This window comes from Clostridium paridis, from assembly GCF_016765615.1.
GTDB lineage: Bacteria > Bacillota > Clostridia > Clostridiales > Clostridiaceae > Clostridium_T > Clostridium_T paridis.
This window is the reverse complement of the sequence record NZ_JAESWA010000027.1, coordinates 164,420-182,523: the sequence shown is the minus strand read 5'-3', so window position 1 is coordinate 182,523 and position 18,104 is coordinate 164,420. Positions and strand designations below refer to the sequence as shown.

General features: G+C 31.3%; 15 protein-coding genes. 1 reads left to right on the top strand and 14 read right to left on the bottom strand.

From position 1 onward, the window contains the following. Window positions 1-24: 24 nt before the first annotated feature. From JK634_RS18430 to JK634_RS18385, 10 genes are all read right to left on the bottom strand, one after another. On the bottom strand, window positions 25-837 hold the full coding sequence (locus tag JK634_RS18430) for a MurR/RpiR family transcriptional regulator (protein WP_202769189.1): 813 nt from the start codon (window positions 835-837) through the stop codon (window positions 25-27). Between the two features lie 152 nt (window positions 838-989). After that, window positions 990-2,423 carry a 6-phospho-beta-glucosidase gene (locus JK634_RS18425; RefSeq protein WP_202769188.1) on the bottom strand — a complete coding sequence of 478 codons (1,434 nt, stop codon included), beginning with the start codon at window positions 2,421-2,423 and terminating at the stop codon, window positions 990-992. Window positions 2,424-2,549: 126 nt separating this feature from the next. After that, window positions 2,550-4,286: a methyl-accepting chemotaxis protein gene (locus tag JK634_RS18420; protein ID WP_202769187.1), complete on the bottom strand. Its 1,737-nt coding sequence runs from the start codon at window positions 4,284-4,286 to the stop codon at window positions 2,550-2,552. Window positions 4,287-4,348: 62 nt separating this feature from the next. After that, window positions 4,349-6,571: a glycosyltransferase family 39 protein gene (locus JK634_RS18415; RefSeq protein ID WP_202769186.1), complete on the bottom strand. Its 2,223-nt coding sequence runs from the start codon at window positions 6,569-6,571 to the stop codon at window positions 4,349-4,351. Between the two features lie 26 nt (window positions 6,572-6,597). Beyond that, the gene (locus tag JK634_RS18410; protein ID WP_202769185.1) at window positions 6,598-7,578 is read right to left on the bottom strand and encodes a glycosyltransferase family 2 protein; all 981 of its coding nucleotides are present in this window, start codon (window positions 7,576-7,578) and stop codon (window positions 6,598-6,600) included. A gap of 139 nt (window positions 7,579-7,717) precedes the next feature. After that, window positions 7,718-8,731 carry an NAD-dependent epimerase/dehydratase family protein gene (locus tag JK634_RS18405; protein WP_202769184.1) on the bottom strand — a complete coding sequence of 338 codons (1,014 nt, stop codon included), beginning with the start codon at window positions 8,729-8,731 and terminating at the stop codon, window positions 7,718-7,720. Window positions 8,732-8,762: 31 nt separating this feature from the next. Continuing rightward, window positions 8,763-9,191, bottom strand: coding sequence for an N-acetyltransferase (locus tag JK634_RS18400; RefSeq protein ID WP_202769183.1), 429 nt, complete (start codon window positions 9,189-9,191; stop codon window positions 8,763-8,765). Window positions 9,192-9,300: 109 nt separating this feature from the next. Further along, window positions 9,301-10,698, bottom strand: a complete 1,398-nt coding sequence (locus tag JK634_RS18395; RefSeq protein ID WP_202769182.1) for a sensor histidine kinase — start codon at window positions 10,696-10,698, stop codon at window positions 9,301-9,303. Continuing rightward, on the bottom strand, window positions 10,695-11,375 hold the full coding sequence (locus JK634_RS18390) for a response regulator transcription factor (RefSeq protein ID WP_202769181.1): 681 nt from the start codon (window positions 11,373-11,375) through the stop codon (window positions 10,695-10,697). The genes JK634_RS18395 and JK634_RS18390 overlap by 4 nt, the downstream gene beginning before the upstream one ends. 159 nt (window positions 11,376-11,534) lie before the next feature. Beyond that, window positions 11,535-12,917, bottom strand: coding sequence for an amino acid permease (locus tag JK634_RS18385; protein WP_202769180.1), 1,383 nt, complete (start codon window positions 12,915-12,917; stop codon window positions 11,535-11,537). A 403-nt stretch (window positions 12,918-13,320) separates the two neighbouring features. On the opposite strand from JK634_RS18385, the gene JK634_RS18380 reads away from it, so the two are divergent. Next, on the top strand, window positions 13,321-13,701 hold the full coding sequence (locus tag JK634_RS18380) for a hypothetical protein (protein WP_202769179.1): 381 nt from the start codon (window positions 13,321-13,323) through the stop codon (window positions 13,699-13,701). A 53-nt stretch (window positions 13,702-13,754) separates the two neighbouring features. Here JK634_RS18380 and JK634_RS18375 read toward each other — a convergent pair whose 3' ends face one another. From JK634_RS18375 to uxuA, 4 genes are all read right to left on the bottom strand, one after another. Next, on the bottom strand, window positions 13,755-15,107 hold the full coding sequence (locus JK634_RS18375; RefSeq protein ID WP_202769178.1) for a 6-phospho-beta-glucosidase: 1,353 nt from the start codon (window positions 15,105-15,107) through the stop codon (window positions 13,755-13,757). Between the two features lie 126 nt (window positions 15,108-15,233). After that, entirely contained in the window at window positions 15,234-15,545 is a 312-nt protein-coding gene (locus tag JK634_RS18370; protein WP_202769177.1) for a PTS sugar transporter subunit IIB, read from the bottom strand. Window positions 15,546-15,563: 18 nt separating this feature from the next. Beyond that, the gene (locus tag JK634_RS18365) at window positions 15,564-17,006 is read right to left on the bottom strand and encodes a glycoside hydrolase family 1 protein (RefSeq protein ID WP_202769176.1); all 1,443 of its coding nucleotides are present in this window, start codon (window positions 17,004-17,006) and stop codon (window positions 15,564-15,566) included. Window positions 17,007-17,027: 21 nt separating this feature from the next. Then, window positions 17,028-18,071, bottom strand: a complete 1,044-nt coding sequence (gene uxuA, locus JK634_RS18360) for a mannonate dehydratase (RefSeq protein WP_202769175.1) — start codon at window positions 18,069-18,071, stop codon at window positions 17,028-17,030. Window positions 18,072-18,104 lie beyond the last annotated feature (33 nt).

Sequence of the window (18,104 nt, the reverse complement as noted above, 5' to 3'; positions counted from 1 at the left end):
TTTTCTATCTTGAAAATCCTCAGTTTAATTATTTCTATGGTTATATAATTGTCCATATCTATAATACAAAATATCCATGATACTTAATAATGTATATCTACCTAAGACTATTGATTCAACACTTTTAATGTCTGGATTTCCAAAATTAATAACTAAATCAGCCTCTTTAAAACGTTCTACATCAGGATCCTGAGTTATAACTGCTAACTTAACTTTCTTTCTTTTAATCTTTTTAATTATATCTGTCTTCGCTACTCTTCCAGCTACAGATAACATTATAACAAGCGAGTTTTCATCTAATTCTTCAATGTGCTTAAGTTGCTCCTGAAAATCCACAAAAGCAGTGGCAAGTTTACCTAATGCTATGAACTTAGCTTGTATTTCCATAGCTATGTACTGAGAGAATTGCATCCCGAAGAAAGAAATCTTGTTATGAGTATAAATAAGTTCTAAAAGTTTATCTAAACTCCTCATATTAATATTCTTACGGCTTTGTTCTAAGTTATCTATTAACAAATCATAAAATTCATTTTCTATTGTACTTGGCTTAATACTTTTATTATCAATTAATTTTAGATTAAAAGATAGCTGATCATTATAATATTTAATAGTATGCTCAAGTTTATTTTTAAAATCTCCAAAACTCTCGAAATCTAATTTTTTAATAAACCTACTAATAGTAGCTGGAGACGTGTAACACATGTCTGCTAATTGATTTATATTATATTTAGGAACCTGGTTTATATTTTCAAGCATTGTCCAAGCTATAGTGTAATAAACATCTTTTTCCCTGCTAGAATTTACAAAAAACAATAAACGATAAATAACTTCTTCCATATTTCATCTCCTCTATCTGAGATTTAAAATAGTAATTCATAATTCTCTATTACATTATATTATATTAGTTTTAATTCCTCAAATTAATAAAGGTGATTCTTGAAAATATTGCTTTCAAGAATCACCTTTTTTATTTTATTAAATTTAACCTTCTAAAGTTCTTGTCCATTAGTCTCTATAACTTTTTTATACCAATTAAAACTCTTCTTTCTAAGTCTTCTAAGCGTTCCATTTCCTTCGTTATCTCTATCTACATAAATAAACCCATATCTCTTTTTCATTTCTCCAGTTCCTGCACTTACTAAGTCTATTGGTCCCCATGTAGTGTATCCTAATAGTTCAACACCATCTTCAATAGCTTCTCTCATTTCATAAATGTGATCTCTTAGATAATTAATCCTATAGTCATCATTTATTACATCCCCATCTTCTACTACATCAACTGCCCCTAGTCCATTTTCTACTACAAAAAGTGGTTTTTGATAGCGATCATAATAATAATTCAAAATATATCTAAAGCCCTTAGGATCTATTTGCCAACCCCAATCTGAAGCTTTTAAATATGGATTTCTAACTCCACTCATGAAGTTTCCTTCAGTTTTATCCTTATCTTCTGGAGCTGTACTTACTACACCACTCATGTAGTAACTGAAAGCTACATAATCTACAGTATTATTTCTAAGTATTTCTTCATCTCCATCTTCCATTTTAATAACAACATTATTTTCTCTAAAGAAACGTTTAATATAGCTTGGATAATATCCTCTTGCTTGAACATCTCCAAAGAAGAAGGACTCTCTATCCTTTTGCATTGCTTCAAACACATCATCTGGTTTGCATGTATACGGGTAGTTAATTGAACCGGCCAACATACAACCAATCTTTGCTTCAGGATCTATTTCATGACAAGCTTTAACTGCTAAAGCACTAGCCATAAACTGATGATGAGCTGCTTGATAAATAGCTTGTTTTGCATTTTCTCCTTCTTTTATAATTACCCCAGCCCCTACAAAAGGTGCATGAGCAGTTATATTTATTTCATTAAAGGTCATCCAATATTTAACCTTATCCTTATATCTATTAAATAAGGTCTTTGCATATCTAACATAGCACTCAATTACTTCTCTACTTCTCCATCCGCCATATTTTTTTACTAGTCCTAATGGCATTTCATAGTGAGAAATAGTTATTACTGGTTGAATATTATATTTTAATAGTTCATCAAATAATTCATCATAAAATTTAAGTCCTTCTTCATTTGGAGTTTCTTCATCCCCCTCTGGAAAGATTCTTGTCCAGTTTATTGAAGTACGGAAACACTTAAATCCCATCTCACCAAGTAATGCAACATCTTCTTTATATCTGTGATAGAAATCTATTGCTAAATGTGAAGGACGATATCCCTCCATATTATCAATGAATTCCTGAGGATTTAGTATTGCTCTAAATCTTGCTTCCCCACCAGCTGGTAATACATCAGAGGTAGACAGACCTTTTCCATTCTCTAAGTATGCACCTTCTGCTTGATTTGCTGCTATTGCGCCACCCCATAAAAAATTATCGGGAAACTTTTTAAAATTATCCATTCAAATCTCTCCTCCTTAAACTCTTATGTAACCCTTTACTTAAAATATATCATTTAAAGAAGATATTAATTTTCAAAATATGAAAATAACCTAACATTAAATTAATGCTAGGTTATCTAAATAATTTTATACAGTAAACTCCGAAGTTATATTAGTTAATTTTTTTGCCATCTCAGAAAGATTTGATGTTGTTCTTTCTATTTCATTCATTGTACTTAATTGCTCTTGTATGCTTGCACTTATATTTTCTGTTCCCTGTGCTAAATCATTGGAGGTTAACGATATACTTCCTATTGCTTTTTCAATTTCTTTAGTACTCTCAGCCTGCTGCTCATTTGCTTCATCAATATGTTCTACTTCTATAGTCATATCTTGAATGTTTTCAATTATGTTTTGTATACTTATTCCAACTTCAGATGCTTTTTCAACTCCATCTGATACCTTTCTCTCAACTTCACTTACAGATTCAACTGCTGATGCTGCCTTTAATTGATTTTCTTTTATTAATTCTGATATTTGTCTTGCTGCATTGTTACTTTCATCAGCTAATTTTCTAATTTCATCAGCTACCACATTAAAACCTCTACCCGCTTCTCCCGCTCTTGCTGCTTCTATTGCTGCATTTAGTGCTAATAAATTTGTTTGCTCTGAAATAGAACTTATGATTTCTATTATGTCTCCAATCTTCTTTGATGAGTCATCTAAATCATTAATCATATAAGATACATCTTTTGAAGAGTTTGCTATATCTTTTATAGATTCAACTATTTCTGATATCTTACTTGCACCATCTTCTGCTTCTTTTCTAGCCTTCTTACTCTTTGCTGAAGTATTCTTGCTTGCGTTTGCTGTATTTTCTGAAAATGCAGATGCTTCATTAAGACTTGCCATTGTTTCTTCAGAAGCTGCTGCTGCATCTGCTGTAGCCGAAGCCATTCCCAAAACTGTATTTGAAATATCTTCTAAAAAAGTTGTACTTGCTGTAGTAGATTTGTTTAACTCTTCACTTGAGGATGATATTGTTTTAGCTGAAACTGATACTTCTTTAATTATTGAATGAAGCTTATCCATAAATAAATCAAAGCTTTGACTTAGTTCCCCTATCTCATCCTTACTCTTATAATCTATTCTTTGTGTTAAATCTCCACCATTCTCTGATATTTCTTTAAGCTTTGTAGTAACTCTTTTCACAGGGGTAATAATTGACCTTGCTATTACAACTGACAATATAACAGTTATTGCCGCACAAACTGTAAGTAATCCTCCTAATATAGCTAGAGTACTATTATAAAGTAGCTTACTACTATCATATGTATTTTGTGCTTCCTTAACATGCCTACTTATAATTTCATTAAGTGACTCAACTAATGTTGCTTTAGTCTTATCAAAGTTAACCATATCTGTTGGAGGTCCTTGGGTTGCTCCATCCATTTGTCCTTGGGCTCCACTAGTTTGTTGCTGATTTCTTTGATCTGCTGCCTTTAAAAATGCATCTTTTGCCGCAACATAATTATTATAGTTTTCCATAACTGCTTTAAAATCACTATCACTTTTATATTTCTCTAAAGCTGTCTCTATTTCTTTTACTTCTGTAGCCATGCTATCTTCTACAGATTTTTTAGTAGCATCATCTGTAGCATCCATATATGAATTACCTAGAGTTCTCAATTCCTCTACGTTAGTTTTTATTTCACCAAGTTCTATAATAGGTGTCATTCTTTCATTGTTTAATTCACTTATTTTAGAATTTACATCTGAAATTTGAACTAGTGCAGTTCCACCTATAATTACAATGAAAATAAGAAAACTAACTGAAAGTGCCATTATTTTTTTTGTCAATTTTATATCTCTAAATTTTATCATTCCGTTCCCCCGCCTTATACACTTAAGTTAAAAGATTTTTCATTTGCTATATGATTTAAAGGCTATTTAGCCTTTAAATCATATAATTCATTTGACATCCCATTTCTACTATTCTTTACATTCCCATCATCTGTGTTTGAAGTGCTAGTTTCACTATTTTGCGATTGCGAATTGCTCCATTCACTTTGTGGAATTAATGTACCATTTTCTTTTACCCAATTCATGATTTCATTATTTCCGCCACCGCCTTGACCACCAGTTAGTACATATCTTATTTGTCCTTCATCCACTAAATTCTTAAATTCATCAAGTGTTAGAATTTTATCTGATCCGCTAAATCCTCCTAAGGTCATTACTGAACCTCCAGTTTGAATTATTATGCTTGTTGCTGTTCCATTAGAGGATTGTACTGCTACCAAATATTTTTCAGTTGTTGTATTAGCTTTTAAATAATCTACAAGTTTTTGTGTACTGCTATCACTTCCTGAATTTGATCCAAAATTGCCTCCCATACCTCTTCCATCCATTCCACCACTGCCTGTCATTAAACTTAATCCTGCAGATGGAAATGTTCCAGACATTTTGTAAAACATTGTTGTTCCTGACCAAATTGTAGGTGCAATTAGAAGTCCAATTAATGCAGTTGTTATTAAACCTTTTGTTATCTTAGATGTTTTATCATCCATATCATCTTTCTTCTTTATTAAGTTAAATATTCCTAGCGCAATTGAAGAAGCTATGCTTAGTATAGTTATTCCTATCATTATAAATTTAGGTATACTTGATGAATTATAGTAATAAGATAAGATTAATAATTGAACTCCTGCATTTACAATAAATGATGCTGGTAACAACCATGATTTCCATCCGCCTTGTTTATATAGCTCCCACATTGAAGTTATTCCTATACCTACTAGTGCAGCAATTGGCGGCGCTAACATTGTTAAATAATATGGGTGAAATAACCCAGTTGTAAAGCTAAAATACATAAATACTGGTACTAACCAAGCTGCCCATAATACGATCCCTATCTGCTTCTTACTCTTAAGAGATAATCTTAATTTTTCTTTTATAGCTGCTGCTATAAACCCTATTACTGCAAGTGGCAATAGCCAAATTATTTGATCTGATAAACTATTATTTGAAAATAATCTTGTTATCCCTGCTCCTTCAGATCCTCCCATATTTCCTGTTTGCCCGTTTGCATTTTGCCCCATTTTTCCACCGAAGTTACCTCCTGGTCCCATTCCTCCTGATGGAGGATTTCCTTGCATGCCTGATGGAGCTCCCGAAGGTGTATTTCCACCATCTTGAGAGTTTCCTTGAGCATTATTTTGAGCTTGTGTTGCACCTGAATTTGCATCTGGTTCTCCTTGTGAAGGCTGTCCATTATTAGTATTTTGACCATTCACATTACTTGTGTTTCCGTCTGTTCCTTGTCTATTCCCTTGACCCATTCCCCCACCAAAGTTTCCGCCACCTCTGTTTGAAGAGCTACTAAGTCCAAGTCTTTCCAATCCATTATGTCCTATTATAAGTTCCATAACTGTATTATTAGTACTACTTCCTACAAAAGGTCTATCAGAAGCTGGAAATAATCCTACTATAAAAGCCCAAGATAGAGATGTTATTAATAATACAACTGTTCCTAATGCAAGATGTGCAATTCTTTTCTTAACAGATACTGCAGATGATAATAAATATGTTATATATAGTGCAGGTGCAATCATATATGCTTGAAGCATCTTTATGTTAAATCCTATACCTACAAAAACTAAGCTTAAAATTAAGTATTTTAGTTTTCCTTTTTCTGCTGCTTTTGAAAGCGCTAGGCATGCTAATAATAATGCTACTATTAATAGATTATCTATTGTATTATTTCTACTATCTGCCACAAATATAGGTGTCACAGCAAGACATAATGCTGAAATTAGACCGGCCATACTTCCAAAAGACCTCTTAACTATGTGATATATTAATCCAACTGAAATTACTCCTGCTAAAGCTTCAGGTAAAAGTATACTAAATCCACTAAACCCAAATATCTTAGCTGATATAGCTTGAATCATAAACCCTAATGGCGGTTTATCAATACTTACAAATCCAGCCGGATCAAAAGATACAAAGAAGAAATTCTTAAGACTCATAGTCATACTTTTAACGCCAGCTGTATAATATTCATTAGCATAGCCTTCTATATTTAAATTTGTAAAATTGAGTATTGCTGAGATAATTAAAATAATCGTTAGTGCTATATTTTCTTTGGTCAGCTTTAATTTTTTCATCATTTTCCCTCCATATATATTTCCTATTATTGATTGCTTATCTTTCTCAATTCATTGTTTTCTTGTTCTTCTCTGTATGATGTGATGCTTTCAACTATATATATAGGTCTTCCCTTACTTTCATCAAAAATTCTTCCTATATACTGTCCCAGCATTCCTAATACACAAAAAATCAGTCCAAACATTATGAGATTCATTGAAAACATTGTTTCTATATTTATCACAGATAAATTATTTACTATTGCTTTTACAATATTTATAATTAGTGAAATTCCCCCAAGGGTTAAAGTTATTCCCCCAAGATATCCTGCTAAAGCTAAAGGTTTATATGATAATGAGGTAATTCCGTCTACTGCAAGCTTAATCATCTTCTTTAGCGGATATTTTGTTTCACCTGCAAATCTCTCTTGTCTTACGAACTCTACGAAGGTTTGCTTATAACCTACCCAACTTACAAGACCTCTTACATATCTATTCTTTTCTGGAAGTGATTTTAGAGAATCACAAACCTTTCTATCTATTAGCCTGAAATCTCCTGTATCCACTGGAATATCAACGCTAGACATACTTTTTAAAATCCTATAAAACATTTTTGCACTGAACTTCTTAAAAAATGTTTCTCCTTCTCTTTTTGCTCTCTTTCCGTAAACAACTTCATATCCTTCTTTCCACTTTTCAATCATTTTAAGCATTACTTCCGGTGGATCTTGAAGGTCTGCATCTATAACTATAATGGCATCTCCTAATGCTATATCCATCCCAGCTGTTATGGCTGCTTGATGTCCAAAGTTTCTAGAAAAATTAATTAGTTTTATATTTTTATCTTTTTTGCAAATTACATCTGCTTTTAACTTAGTTCTATCTTTACTTCCATCATTTATAAATATAATTTCATACTTTTCATTTGTTGAATCCATAACTGCTTTTAATCTTCTGTAACTCTCATCAATAACCAATTCCTCATTATATAGAGGGACAATAACTGAGTGAATAATTCCTTGAGACATTTAGCGCACTCCCTTTTTACTAGTTTCTTTGTTTAAATTATAGATAGGAAATGTAGTAGTAATATCAAATAATTATGTGAAATTCATGTGATAAAACACAAAAAGCAGAAATCTATGTGATTTCTGCTTTGAAATATTATTATAACTTATATGAACTTATGATTTTTTCTTGAAGTTCAATTACCTTGTCACAAAAACTGTCAAACTCCTCATCCTCAACTTGTAACTCGGAATTCGCTAGTAAGTATTCTATACTAATCTTAACCCCCTCATAGAACCTAGTAGCTGCTATGAAGTCTGGTACTAATCTCTTAATTTTACTATTATCAAAAATTAGACTATTAGCCTTATCCCCTATTAAATCTCCTTCTAGTTCTGGCTTTAATGCTACTAAAAGATCACTTGCTACATGTACCTTTTTCACTTCTACATTAAGTATATTCCCAATGCAATCATAAACTTCATTCCAAGTTATAGCTTCATCTGAGGTAATATGCACTGCTTCACCTATGGCCGAACGATTTCCCATTAATCCTATAAATGCTTTTGCAAAATCAGTATTATGAGTCAATGTCCAGAATGATGTTCCATCACCATGAATTATAACTGGCTTACCATTAATAATTCTATTAATAACTGACCAAGCCCCTTTACCACTCTTAACTGCTAGCGGAATTTTTTCAATTCCGTATGTATGACTAGGCCTTACGATAGTAACTGGAAACTTACTTTCCCTAAACTCCTCAATCAATAGCTCTTCACACTTAATCTTATCTCTAGAATACTTCCAGTATGGATTATATAACGGAGTACTTTCAGTAATCATATGATATGCTGATGGCTTTTGGTAAACAGATGCTGTACTTATAAAAATGAATTGTTTTGTTTTCTTAGTGAACAATCTTATATCTCTTTCAATTTGTTCTGGTTTAAATGCAATAAAATCAGCTACTACATCAAATTTCATATTCTTAATAAGTTTTGAAACCTCTTCTTCATTATTTATATCAGCTATTATAGCCTTAGCCCCTTCAGGAATTTTATCTAATCTATTTCCACGGTTTAAAAGATATAAATCCCACCCTTTTTCTATTACTAGTTTTGATATTTCTCCACTTATATTTCCGGTACCACCAATAAATAAAACCTTCACTTGTATTCCCCCCTGCTATAATATTATATGTTTACTTTTCCCATTTCATAATGTATTCAATATATCCTGAGTCTTCATTAATCTGTTCCTTTATTATCTCAAAACCACAACTTTTATAAAAACTTATAGCTTTTACATTATCCGAATATACTCCTAGTTCTAAACTTGAGTATATTCCCTTACAATGATTTATTAGCTTCTTTCCTGTTCCACATCCTTGGCAATTTCCCAAAACAAATAATGCCCCTATAAATGCCTTGTCTAGAACACTAATGAAACCTTTAATTATATTATCTTCTTTAAAAACAAATGTTGTAGCTGCTGGTATATATCTTTTCTTAACAACCTCATAATTATTAATCCAATATTGTTTAGGTATAAAATCATGTGCTGTAATATTAACATCTAACCATATATCCATAATTTCATCGACTTCAAAGTTTTCTAATTCTTTAATCATTCTTTATCCCTTTCAATAATTAACCTATTTTAAAAATCTTTTTAGAATAAAAGTAGAGGATAAATAGTAATTAACTATTTATCCTCTACTCATTATACTATATTTATTTTTATTTATCCTTAAGTGGATACTTGATTATAAAACTTACTCCATTGTCTCTATTTACTGCTTTAATCTCACCATTATAGAAGTCAATAATCTTTTTAGTTATTGCTAATCCTAATCCAAAATTACCAGTCTTATCTTTATATAAATTTTCAAATATATGATTTATACTTTTTTCTGGTATATTAGGTCCATCATTATATATTTCAAGTATTGCTGATTCATTTTCCTTTTTAAGCTTTACTTTAATTGTACTTTCTGCATATCTAAGTCCGTTTTCTAATATGTTCTCAATTGCAACTTTTATTTTATCTTTATTTCCGTTTATGCTGATTTTATCTAAATCTAAATCCCACTCTATTTTACTATTAACAACTTCTAATCTACTTATAATATGTATAAGTAATTCATTTAAATTAAACTCAGAATCTTCATTGCCATTTCCTAAAACATAATCTAGAGTATTTAGATATAATAATTGTTTTATCTTCTTCTCTAAGCTTATTGCTTCTTCTTTTATTATCTCAGCTGTTTTCTCAACAGAATCTATATATACCCCGTCAATTATAGCCTCTGCATGACTCATAATTACCATTACTGGGGTTTTTAAATCATGTGAGATACTTTGGAGAAACATTTTTTCCTCTTGATCAGCTATCTTCAACTCTTTTTGCATCCTATTCATAGCTTCAGCTAATCTTCCTATTTCATCTTCATTTTTAATTATAATTGGTTCTTTCCAGTCTTTATGTGCAATTCTTACAGTATGATCTTCTAGTTCTTTAAGAGGTTTTGATATATAGTTTGCTACCAACTTAGCTGTTAAGAATCCTATGGCTATAAATACTAGTCCAATTATAATTACTGTATATAAGATGGTGTTGTCTTGTATATTAGGAATAAAAGTAATTAAATATGCTTTATCTCCATTCTGAGATTCCATAGAGCTTATGATAAATGTAAACTTCATATTCCCATAAGATGCTTTATGTACCTCCTCATAAATGTTATTACCACTTATGTAGCTTGCCATCCATTCTTTAAGATCCGTTCCATTTATATTTGGAGGCAAATGGCCATTATCTCCCCCTGGTGGAGGGTTGCCATTCCTTGCCTTAATCATGTCCTGTATATCGGTAGTATTACTACTACCCTTTCTTACTATGAAATTCTCACTACCTTTAAGATTCTTAAATTCATCAAACCTATTAGGTGCATTAGAATTGTCTCCTTTTAGTATCATATCATGTACAACTTTCAAATCTTGAATCTTTGCATTATCATTATAGCTTCTAACTGCAACCAGATATAAGAAAGAAATACTACATATTATTATAAGTATTATAAAAGTAAAAGTAGTCCAGATTCTCATAGTTAATGACTTAAACTTAAAAAACTTCATGATTTATGTACCAACTTATATCCGTAGCCATATAAAGTTTCAATATTCAACTGATCTACCTTTTTACGAAGCCTTCTGATTGTATCATCTACTACTCTATCTGAACCAAAATAGTCTTCTCCCCAAACCCTTGTTAGGATCTGTTCCCTAGATATTACATTATTTTTATTTTCAGCTAAATAATTTAATAATTCAAATTCCATCTTAGTCAATTGGATCTCTGTGTCTCCTAAAAATACTGTTCTTTGTTTATTACTAATTCTATATTCACCGATATTAATAGTTTCACTATCTGTATCCTCTTTTTCATTACCATAAAGTCTTTCCATAAGCTTGTTTGTTCTAATAATAAGTTCTCTAGGTAGAAAAGGTTTTGATAAATAGTCATCACTTCCTAATTCTAAGCCTACAACTCTATCTAATTCTTCATTTCTAGCTGACATAAAGATAACTGGTGTATTTTTGTTATTCTCTTTCACAGCTTTAATTATTGAATACCCATCAACCCCAGGGAGCATTATATCTAATATCCAAAGATCCGGTTCATCTGATATTCTTTCTAATGCAGAAAGTCCATCTGAAAAGGTGGTTACATCATAACCCTCTCTTTGAAGATATTTTTCTAATAAAATATTTAAACTTTTTTCATCCTCTACAAGATATACACGTTTTGGCAAATTAATCACCTCAAATTTATTTTAGTTCTTTATTTTCTCTTATTTTAACATATAAATTTGTAAATATTTTAGATTAATTGTGTGATTTTTATGTGTTTCAGCCCCTTTATTGATAAAAAAAGTGCCTCAAATATATTGAGACACTTTGCTATTCATATATTACTTATCTTCATTTTGTAGTACACTATGCTTTCTTCCATATGTGAAGTAAACAATCATACCAATAATAAGCCATATTATAAATCCAATCCATGTTTTTAAGTGCAATCTTGATAGTAGATATATACAACAAATTATTGTTATAACTGGAGTAAATGGTACTCCTGGACATCTAAATATTCTTTCAAAATTAGGCATCTTTATTCTAAGTGTTATTACTGCTAATGATACAACTATAAAACTTAATAACGTACCTATACTTAAAAATTGAACTATCAAATCAAGTGGTAAGAAACCTGCAATAATCGCAGCTACAGTACCAGTTATTATTGTTGAGATATATGGTGTCTTATGTGTCTTATGAACCTTTGAGAACATCTTAGGTAAAAGACCATCTCTTGACATTACCATAAATACTCTTACTTGGCCGTATAATACTGCTAATATAGTTGATATCATACCAATTATAGCTCCAGTTCCTACTAAAGCTGAACCCCAATTAATCCCTACTCTTGCTAGAGCACCTGGAACTGCATTTTCAGAAATAATTTCTTTAAATGGAACCATTCCTGTTAATACAAAGGCTACTGAAATGTATAAAAAGCTTACAACTACTAGGCACATAATTAAACCTAAAGGTATATCTCTCTTTGGGTTTTCAGCTTCTTCTGCTGCTGTTGATATAGCATCAAAACCTATATAAGAGAAGAATATTGTTGCGGTTCCTGCAAATACACCCTTCCATCCAAATGGGATAAATGGTTTGTAGTTAGCTACATTTATATGTGAAGATCCTAAAATAACAAATAAAAGAATTATGCAAATTTTGATTCCTACCATTATATTATTTACTCTTGCACTTTCCTTCATTCCATAACATAGCATTATAGTTATAACTGCTATTATAAGAATTGCTGGAAGATCTACAATACCGCCTTTACTTGGAGATGCTGTTAATGCTGTTGGTAATGTTATACCAAGGTTGCTTAATATTCCAAGGAAAGTTCCTGACCATCCTGATGCAACTGCACTACATGCAACTAGATATTCAGCAGTAAGACACCACCCAATTATCATAGCTATTATTTCCCCAAATGTTATATATGCATAGGAATATGTACTTCCTGCAACTGGGAACATTGTTGAAAGTTCTGTATAAGAAAGTCCACATAAACATGCTACAATAGCTGCAATTATGAAAGATACTATAACTGCCGGTCCTGCTGCATGTGCTCCCTCTCCTGTTGCTACGAATATACCAACTCCTACTACTGCCCCAATACCTAATGCTGCTATATCTCTAGCTTTTAAGTTTTTCTTTAGACCAGTTTTATTTGCACCCTCAAGTATTTGTTCGAGGGTTTTTTTCTTAAATATGTTCATTACGTCCTCCTCATAGGATCAAGATTAATTAAATTATCAATAATAAATTAATATATATGAAAATTTATCAGTACGGTTCACTATTATATACTAATTTATAATTTTTTCATAGATATTTCCCTATAATTACTCATATTTCTCTTTTATTTGGTTTATTTTTTTCAATTTATTAATTATTTATTTAATTTTTTAGTCAAAATATTAATTTATTAATTATGAATATACTATTTAAGTAAATTTTACCTTCTGAACCCTTTTATTTATTAAATAAAACATCAATAATATTTAAGCTGTCCTCGTTAAACTACTTGTAAACAATTCTTAATTAGTAATTAACTTGAAAATAAAATATAATTTAAATATCATATTATGTACGACTATTTTGAAAAATAGGAGGTGTCAATTGAAGAAAATAACATTACTTATTATTTCATCAGTTATAGCTTTAGTACTATTGGCTGGTTGCTCATCAACCAAAAATCCTTCAAATATAATTAATGAAACTCGAGCTAATACAGCCACAAAGAGTCAAGACATTAGGGAAACTGCATATAATCAGCTACCTTCCAGGGATAAAGAAAAAATCGACGGAACTTGGAAAGATAGCAGACTAGACAAAATTACTTTAAAAGAAGGAATGGGCATTATTTCAGACAAGTCTTACATTGGAAAAGAAGTCTATCTTGTAGATTTCCCAATAAAAACCAAAGCAATACCTAATAATATGATTGTGTATCTGAGTACAGATACTAATGAATTCTTAGGTTATGGATTAGTTGAATAATAAAAAAGTGCGAAGTTTTTTCTCCGCACTTTTTATTTAAAATAAGATATTTTTTATCTATTTTCTATTTCTTTAATTTTCTCTGCAAATTGAGGTAAATGTTTTTTATGAGCAATAAGCATTTCATCTAATAATTCTTTTGCTATTTTTCCACTTGGAACTAATGGATTAATTGTAAATGCATGAAGTGCTTTATTATAATCTCCTGTTATAGCAGCCTCTATAGTAAGCTCCTCCATAGCCTTCATAATTTGTACCATTCCTCTTGCTCCTGGTTCAAACTTACCCCAATTTAAAGGAATTGGGCCACTTGCTGTTATTGTACTAGTAACTTCTACTATTGAATCGTATGGAAGATCATCAATAGCTCCATTATTTTTAGTACTTACAACCATATTGGTTTTCTTATCATTATATATTGATGCTATAAGCTCGCACGCTGCATCACTATAATGAGTTCCACCTCTCTTAGTTAATTGTTCTGGCTTATAATCTAACTTTGGATCTTTATAAAGTTCAAATAATTCAGCTTCAGTCTTTTTAACAACCTCAGCTCTAGTTTCTCCCTTACTGAAATCTTCAAGAGAATGGTTTAACATATCATCAGAAATATAATAATATCTATGATATGCACATGGTATTATTCCTAAGTCTAAAAGTTGTTCATAATTAAATGGAGTTTTCTTTATATTTTTAACTTCGTCTACTTCTATAGTAGAGTTTGGATCATATACCTTCTGTAATACTTCTTTAGTTCTTTCATTTCCTTCATTATCCCACACTCTATGCCAATGGAAATGATTTAGTCCTGCAAACTTGAATGTTAGCTCTTTTTCAGTAGCTTCTAAAACTTGCTCAGCAGTTCTCATTGCACCTATTGGAACATTACATAGCCCTACAGTTCTGTCCCAACCTCCATGTTTTATAGCTGCTTCTGTAACCATTCCTGATGGGTTTGTAAAATTAACGAGCCAAGCATTAGGGCATAACTCTTTCATATCTTTAATTATATCTAAAATTACAGGAATTGTTCTAAAAGCTTTAAACATTCCTCCTGCTCCATTAGTTTCTTGTCCTAATATTCCATGGCTTAAAGGAATTCTTTCATCCTTGATTCTAGCATCAAGAAGTCCTACTCTAAATTGAGTTGATACAAAATCTGCATCCTTTAAGGCTTCTCTTCTGTCTAAAGTTAAATATACTTTCCAGTCAAGTCCTGCTGCCTTAACCATTCTTTGAGCCATTGCACCAACAATCTCTAGTTTTTCTCTTCCATCCTCAATATCTACTAGCCAAATTTCTTTTATTGGAAGCTCGTCCTTTCTTTTGATATATCCTTCAATAAGTTCTGGAGTATAACTTGAGCCTCCTCCAATTGTCACTATTTTTAATTCTTTCTTTTTCATACCCTTCACCTCTTCTTCTAATTTGTTTTTATTGCACAAAACAATTATAAACCTTTACATTGCTAACCAGTTTTCTAAATTTGAAAATTAAAGGCTACCATTTTTGGTAGCCTTTATGAATTAATATTATTTGTTTTCTTCTATCATTTTCATAGCCTTAGCTAAAACCTTAGGACCATTACACATACCATAATCTACAGAATCAATTACATCTACTGGAACGCCAATCTTTGATCCTTTTTCTTTTAGAACTTTTAATTGGAATCTTATTTGTGGTCCAATTAATGCTACATCAGCTTTTGGAAGGTTTCTATCTACTGCATCAGTAGATACAGCCCAAATTTCTGCTTCTATTCCTTTTTCCTCTGCTGCTTTTTTCATTTTAGTTACTAATAGACTTGTTGACATACCTGCTGAACAAATTAATAATATATTCATATCAATCACCTCATATTTTTATTTATATTCAAAATTAAAATCATCAAATTCAAATTTTCTTTCTTCACTAAGTTTTTTATACCATTCACCAGATTTTTTGATCTTTCTATTTCTGTTATCTTCTAAGTTTATCTCTACTAATCCATATCTATTTTTGAATGCATTTTGTGGAGATACATTATCAGTAAATGCCCAAAGCATATATCCTGTACAGTTTGACCCTTCTTCAATACCTTTTAGAAGCCATCTTAAGTGATCAGAAATAAATTCTATTCTATAATCATCTTGGATTACTCCTTCTTGGTTCTTATACTTATATTCGTTTTCTACTCCCATTCCATTTTCTGCAATAAACCATTCGATATTTCCATACTCTTCTTTCATTCTAATTGCAAAATCATACATTACCTTAGGATATATCTCCCATCCTCTAAATGGATTCATCTTTCTTCCTTGAAGTTCATGTTTATCAAAGAAATATGATGGATGGAATGGAACATTAGGATTCCATGCTTCATTTCTTGCTTTAACTCTTGTAGGAGCGTATATATTTACTCCTAATACATCAATAGTATTGTTCTTGATTATTTCAAGTTCTTCTTCTGTATACTCAAAGCAACAGTTATGTTCCTTTAATATTGAAATTAACTCTGCTGGAACTTCTCCTTTAATTGAAGGATCTAAGAAAATTCTATTAAAGAATAAATCAAACTTATCAGCAGCTTCTACGTCATGCTTTGCTGAAGATCTAGGATAGCATACATCAGGATTTAAGATAACACCTATCTTTCCTCCATCCTTATTGTATCCACCTTCTTTAAAAACATTAATAACTTTTGCTGTAGCTAGTATTTTATTGTAGTTCCATTGCATAGCAGTTTGAGTATCTTGTTTAAATGGATATCTAATACTATCTAAGAATATTCTTGTTTGAACTACAATTGGTTCGTTAAAAGTAAACCATTTTTTAACCTTATGACTATATCTCTTAAACACTTCTTCTGCATACTTTACATATAATTCAACAACGTGCTTTGATCCCCAACCACCGTGATTTAAAAACAATTGTGCTGGTAATTCATAATGCTCTAAGCAAATCATCGGTTCAATTCCATTTGCAATTAATTCATCAATTAGATTATCATAATACTGAGCTGCTTCCTCGTTTACCTCAACAGTTTCATAATTAATTATAAACCTAGACCAATCTATAGATGTTCTAAAACTTTGTAAGCCAACCTTTTTCATTAATTGAACATCTTCTTTATATCTATTATAAAAATCTGTTGCGATTGTTGGACCATATCCATCATGCCATAACTCAGGTGTTGATTTATACCAAAGATCCATGTATGAATCTTGTCCATCTTTTTTTCCTGACCAGCCTTCTGTTTGCCAAGCTGATACTGCAGCTCCTACAAAGAAATCCTTTGGCAATTCATATACTTTTTTATTACTCATATTCTTCCTCCTTATAAATTACTATTTCTGCTTCTTTATTGCTTCCCATATTCCTGTCAAATACATTGCTCCTAAAGCTCTGTCATATAGTCCATATCCTGCCTTGCCTGTTTCGCCCCATATCATTCTTCCGTGGTCTGGTCTAATATATCCAGTAAAACCTCCTTCATAAAGAGCTTTTAATATCTCTGTCATATCCATTGACCCACAATTTGATAAATGAGCTGATTCTTCGAAACTTCCATCTTCTAATAGTTTAACATTTCTTGCATGTACAAAATGTACTTTTCCTAAAGGTGTAAACTTCTCAATTATCTTAACTACATTATTATCTTTTGATGCTCCCAAGGATCCTGTGCATATGGTTAATCCATTACTAGGACTATCATATATCTTCACAAGTCTCTCTAGTGCTTTTTCGCCAGTTATTATCCTAGGCAATCCAAATATTGGCCAAGGTGGGTCATCTGGATGTATTGCCATCTTTATATCATTTTGTTCTGCAACTGGTACTATTTGTTTTAAGAAATACTCAAGATTTTCCCATAACTTTTCTTCTGTAATATGTGAATACTTCTCAAACAAGTCTTGTAATTCATCCAGTTTATATGAGGAATCCCACCCTGGTAGTGATAAGCTCCCATCTAAAGGGTTCATATCTTTAATTTGCTCTTTATAGTAAACAAGGGTTGTAGATTCATCATCCAAAACTTTATCTAATTGACTTCTAGTCCAATCAAACACCGGCATAAAATTATAACAAATAACTTTAATACCCATTTTAGATAAATTCCTTATTGTTTCCTTATAGTTCTCTATATACGTATCTCTAGTTGGTAATCCTAATTTAATATCCTCATGAACTGGCACACTTTCTATTACTTCAAAACCCAAGCCTTTACTTTCTACTCTTCTCTTAAGCTCTTCAATTTTACTCAGTGGCCAGTTCTCTCCTACCTGTACGTTATATAGTGCACTCACAATTCCAGAGATACAAGGAACTTGTTTGATGTACTTTAGGGTTACAGGATCATCTTCACCGTACCATCTAAATACCATCTTCATCTTACTCACCTCTTCTACTATATACACTTTCTA

Bases quoted from the DNA above. Each gene is read 5' to 3' on its own strand.
- JK634_RS18365 (WP_202769176.1), bottom strand. From the start codon at position 17,006: ATGAGTAATAAAAAAGTATATGAATTGCCAAAGGATTTCTTTGTAGGA.
- JK634_RS18420 (WP_202769187.1), bottom strand. From the start codon at position 4,286: ATGATAAAATTTAGAGATATAAAATTGACAAAAAAAATAATGGCACTT.
- JK634_RS18375 (WP_202769178.1), bottom strand. From the start codon at position 15,107: ATGAAAAAGAAAGAATTAAAAATAGTGACAATTGGAGGAGGCTCAAGT.
- JK634_RS18370 (WP_202769177.1), bottom strand. From the start codon at position 15,545: ATGAATATATTATTAATTTGTTCAGCAGGTATGTCAACAAGTCTATTA.
- JK634_RS18395 (WP_202769182.1), bottom strand. From the start codon at position 10,698: ATGAAGTTTTTTAAGTTTAAGTCATTAACTATGAGAATCTGGACTACT.
- JK634_RS18385 (WP_202769180.1), bottom strand. From the start codon at position 12,917: ATGAACATATTTAAGAAAAAAACCCTCGAACAAATACTTGAGGGTGCA.
- JK634_RS18430 (WP_202769189.1), bottom strand. From the start codon at position 837: ATGGAAGAAGTTATTTATCGTTTATTGTTTTTTGTAAATTCTAGCAGG.
- JK634_RS18410 (WP_202769185.1), bottom strand. From the start codon at position 7,578: ATGTCTCAAGGAATTATTCACTCAGTTATTGTCCCTCTATATAATGAG.
- JK634_RS18415 (WP_202769186.1), bottom strand. From the start codon at position 6,571: ATGAAAAAATTAAAGCTGACCAAAGAAAATATAGCACTAACGATTATT.
- uxuA (WP_202769175.1), bottom strand. From the start codon at position 18,071: ATGAAGATGGTATTTAGATGGTACGGTGAAGATGATCCTGTAACCCTA.
- JK634_RS18400 (WP_202769183.1), bottom strand. From the start codon at position 9,191: ATGATTAAAGAATTAGAAAACTTTGAAGTCGATGAAATTATGGATATA.
- JK634_RS18425 (WP_202769188.1), bottom strand. From the start codon at position 2,423: ATGGATAATTTTAAAAAGTTTCCCGATAATTTTTTATGGGGTGGCGCA.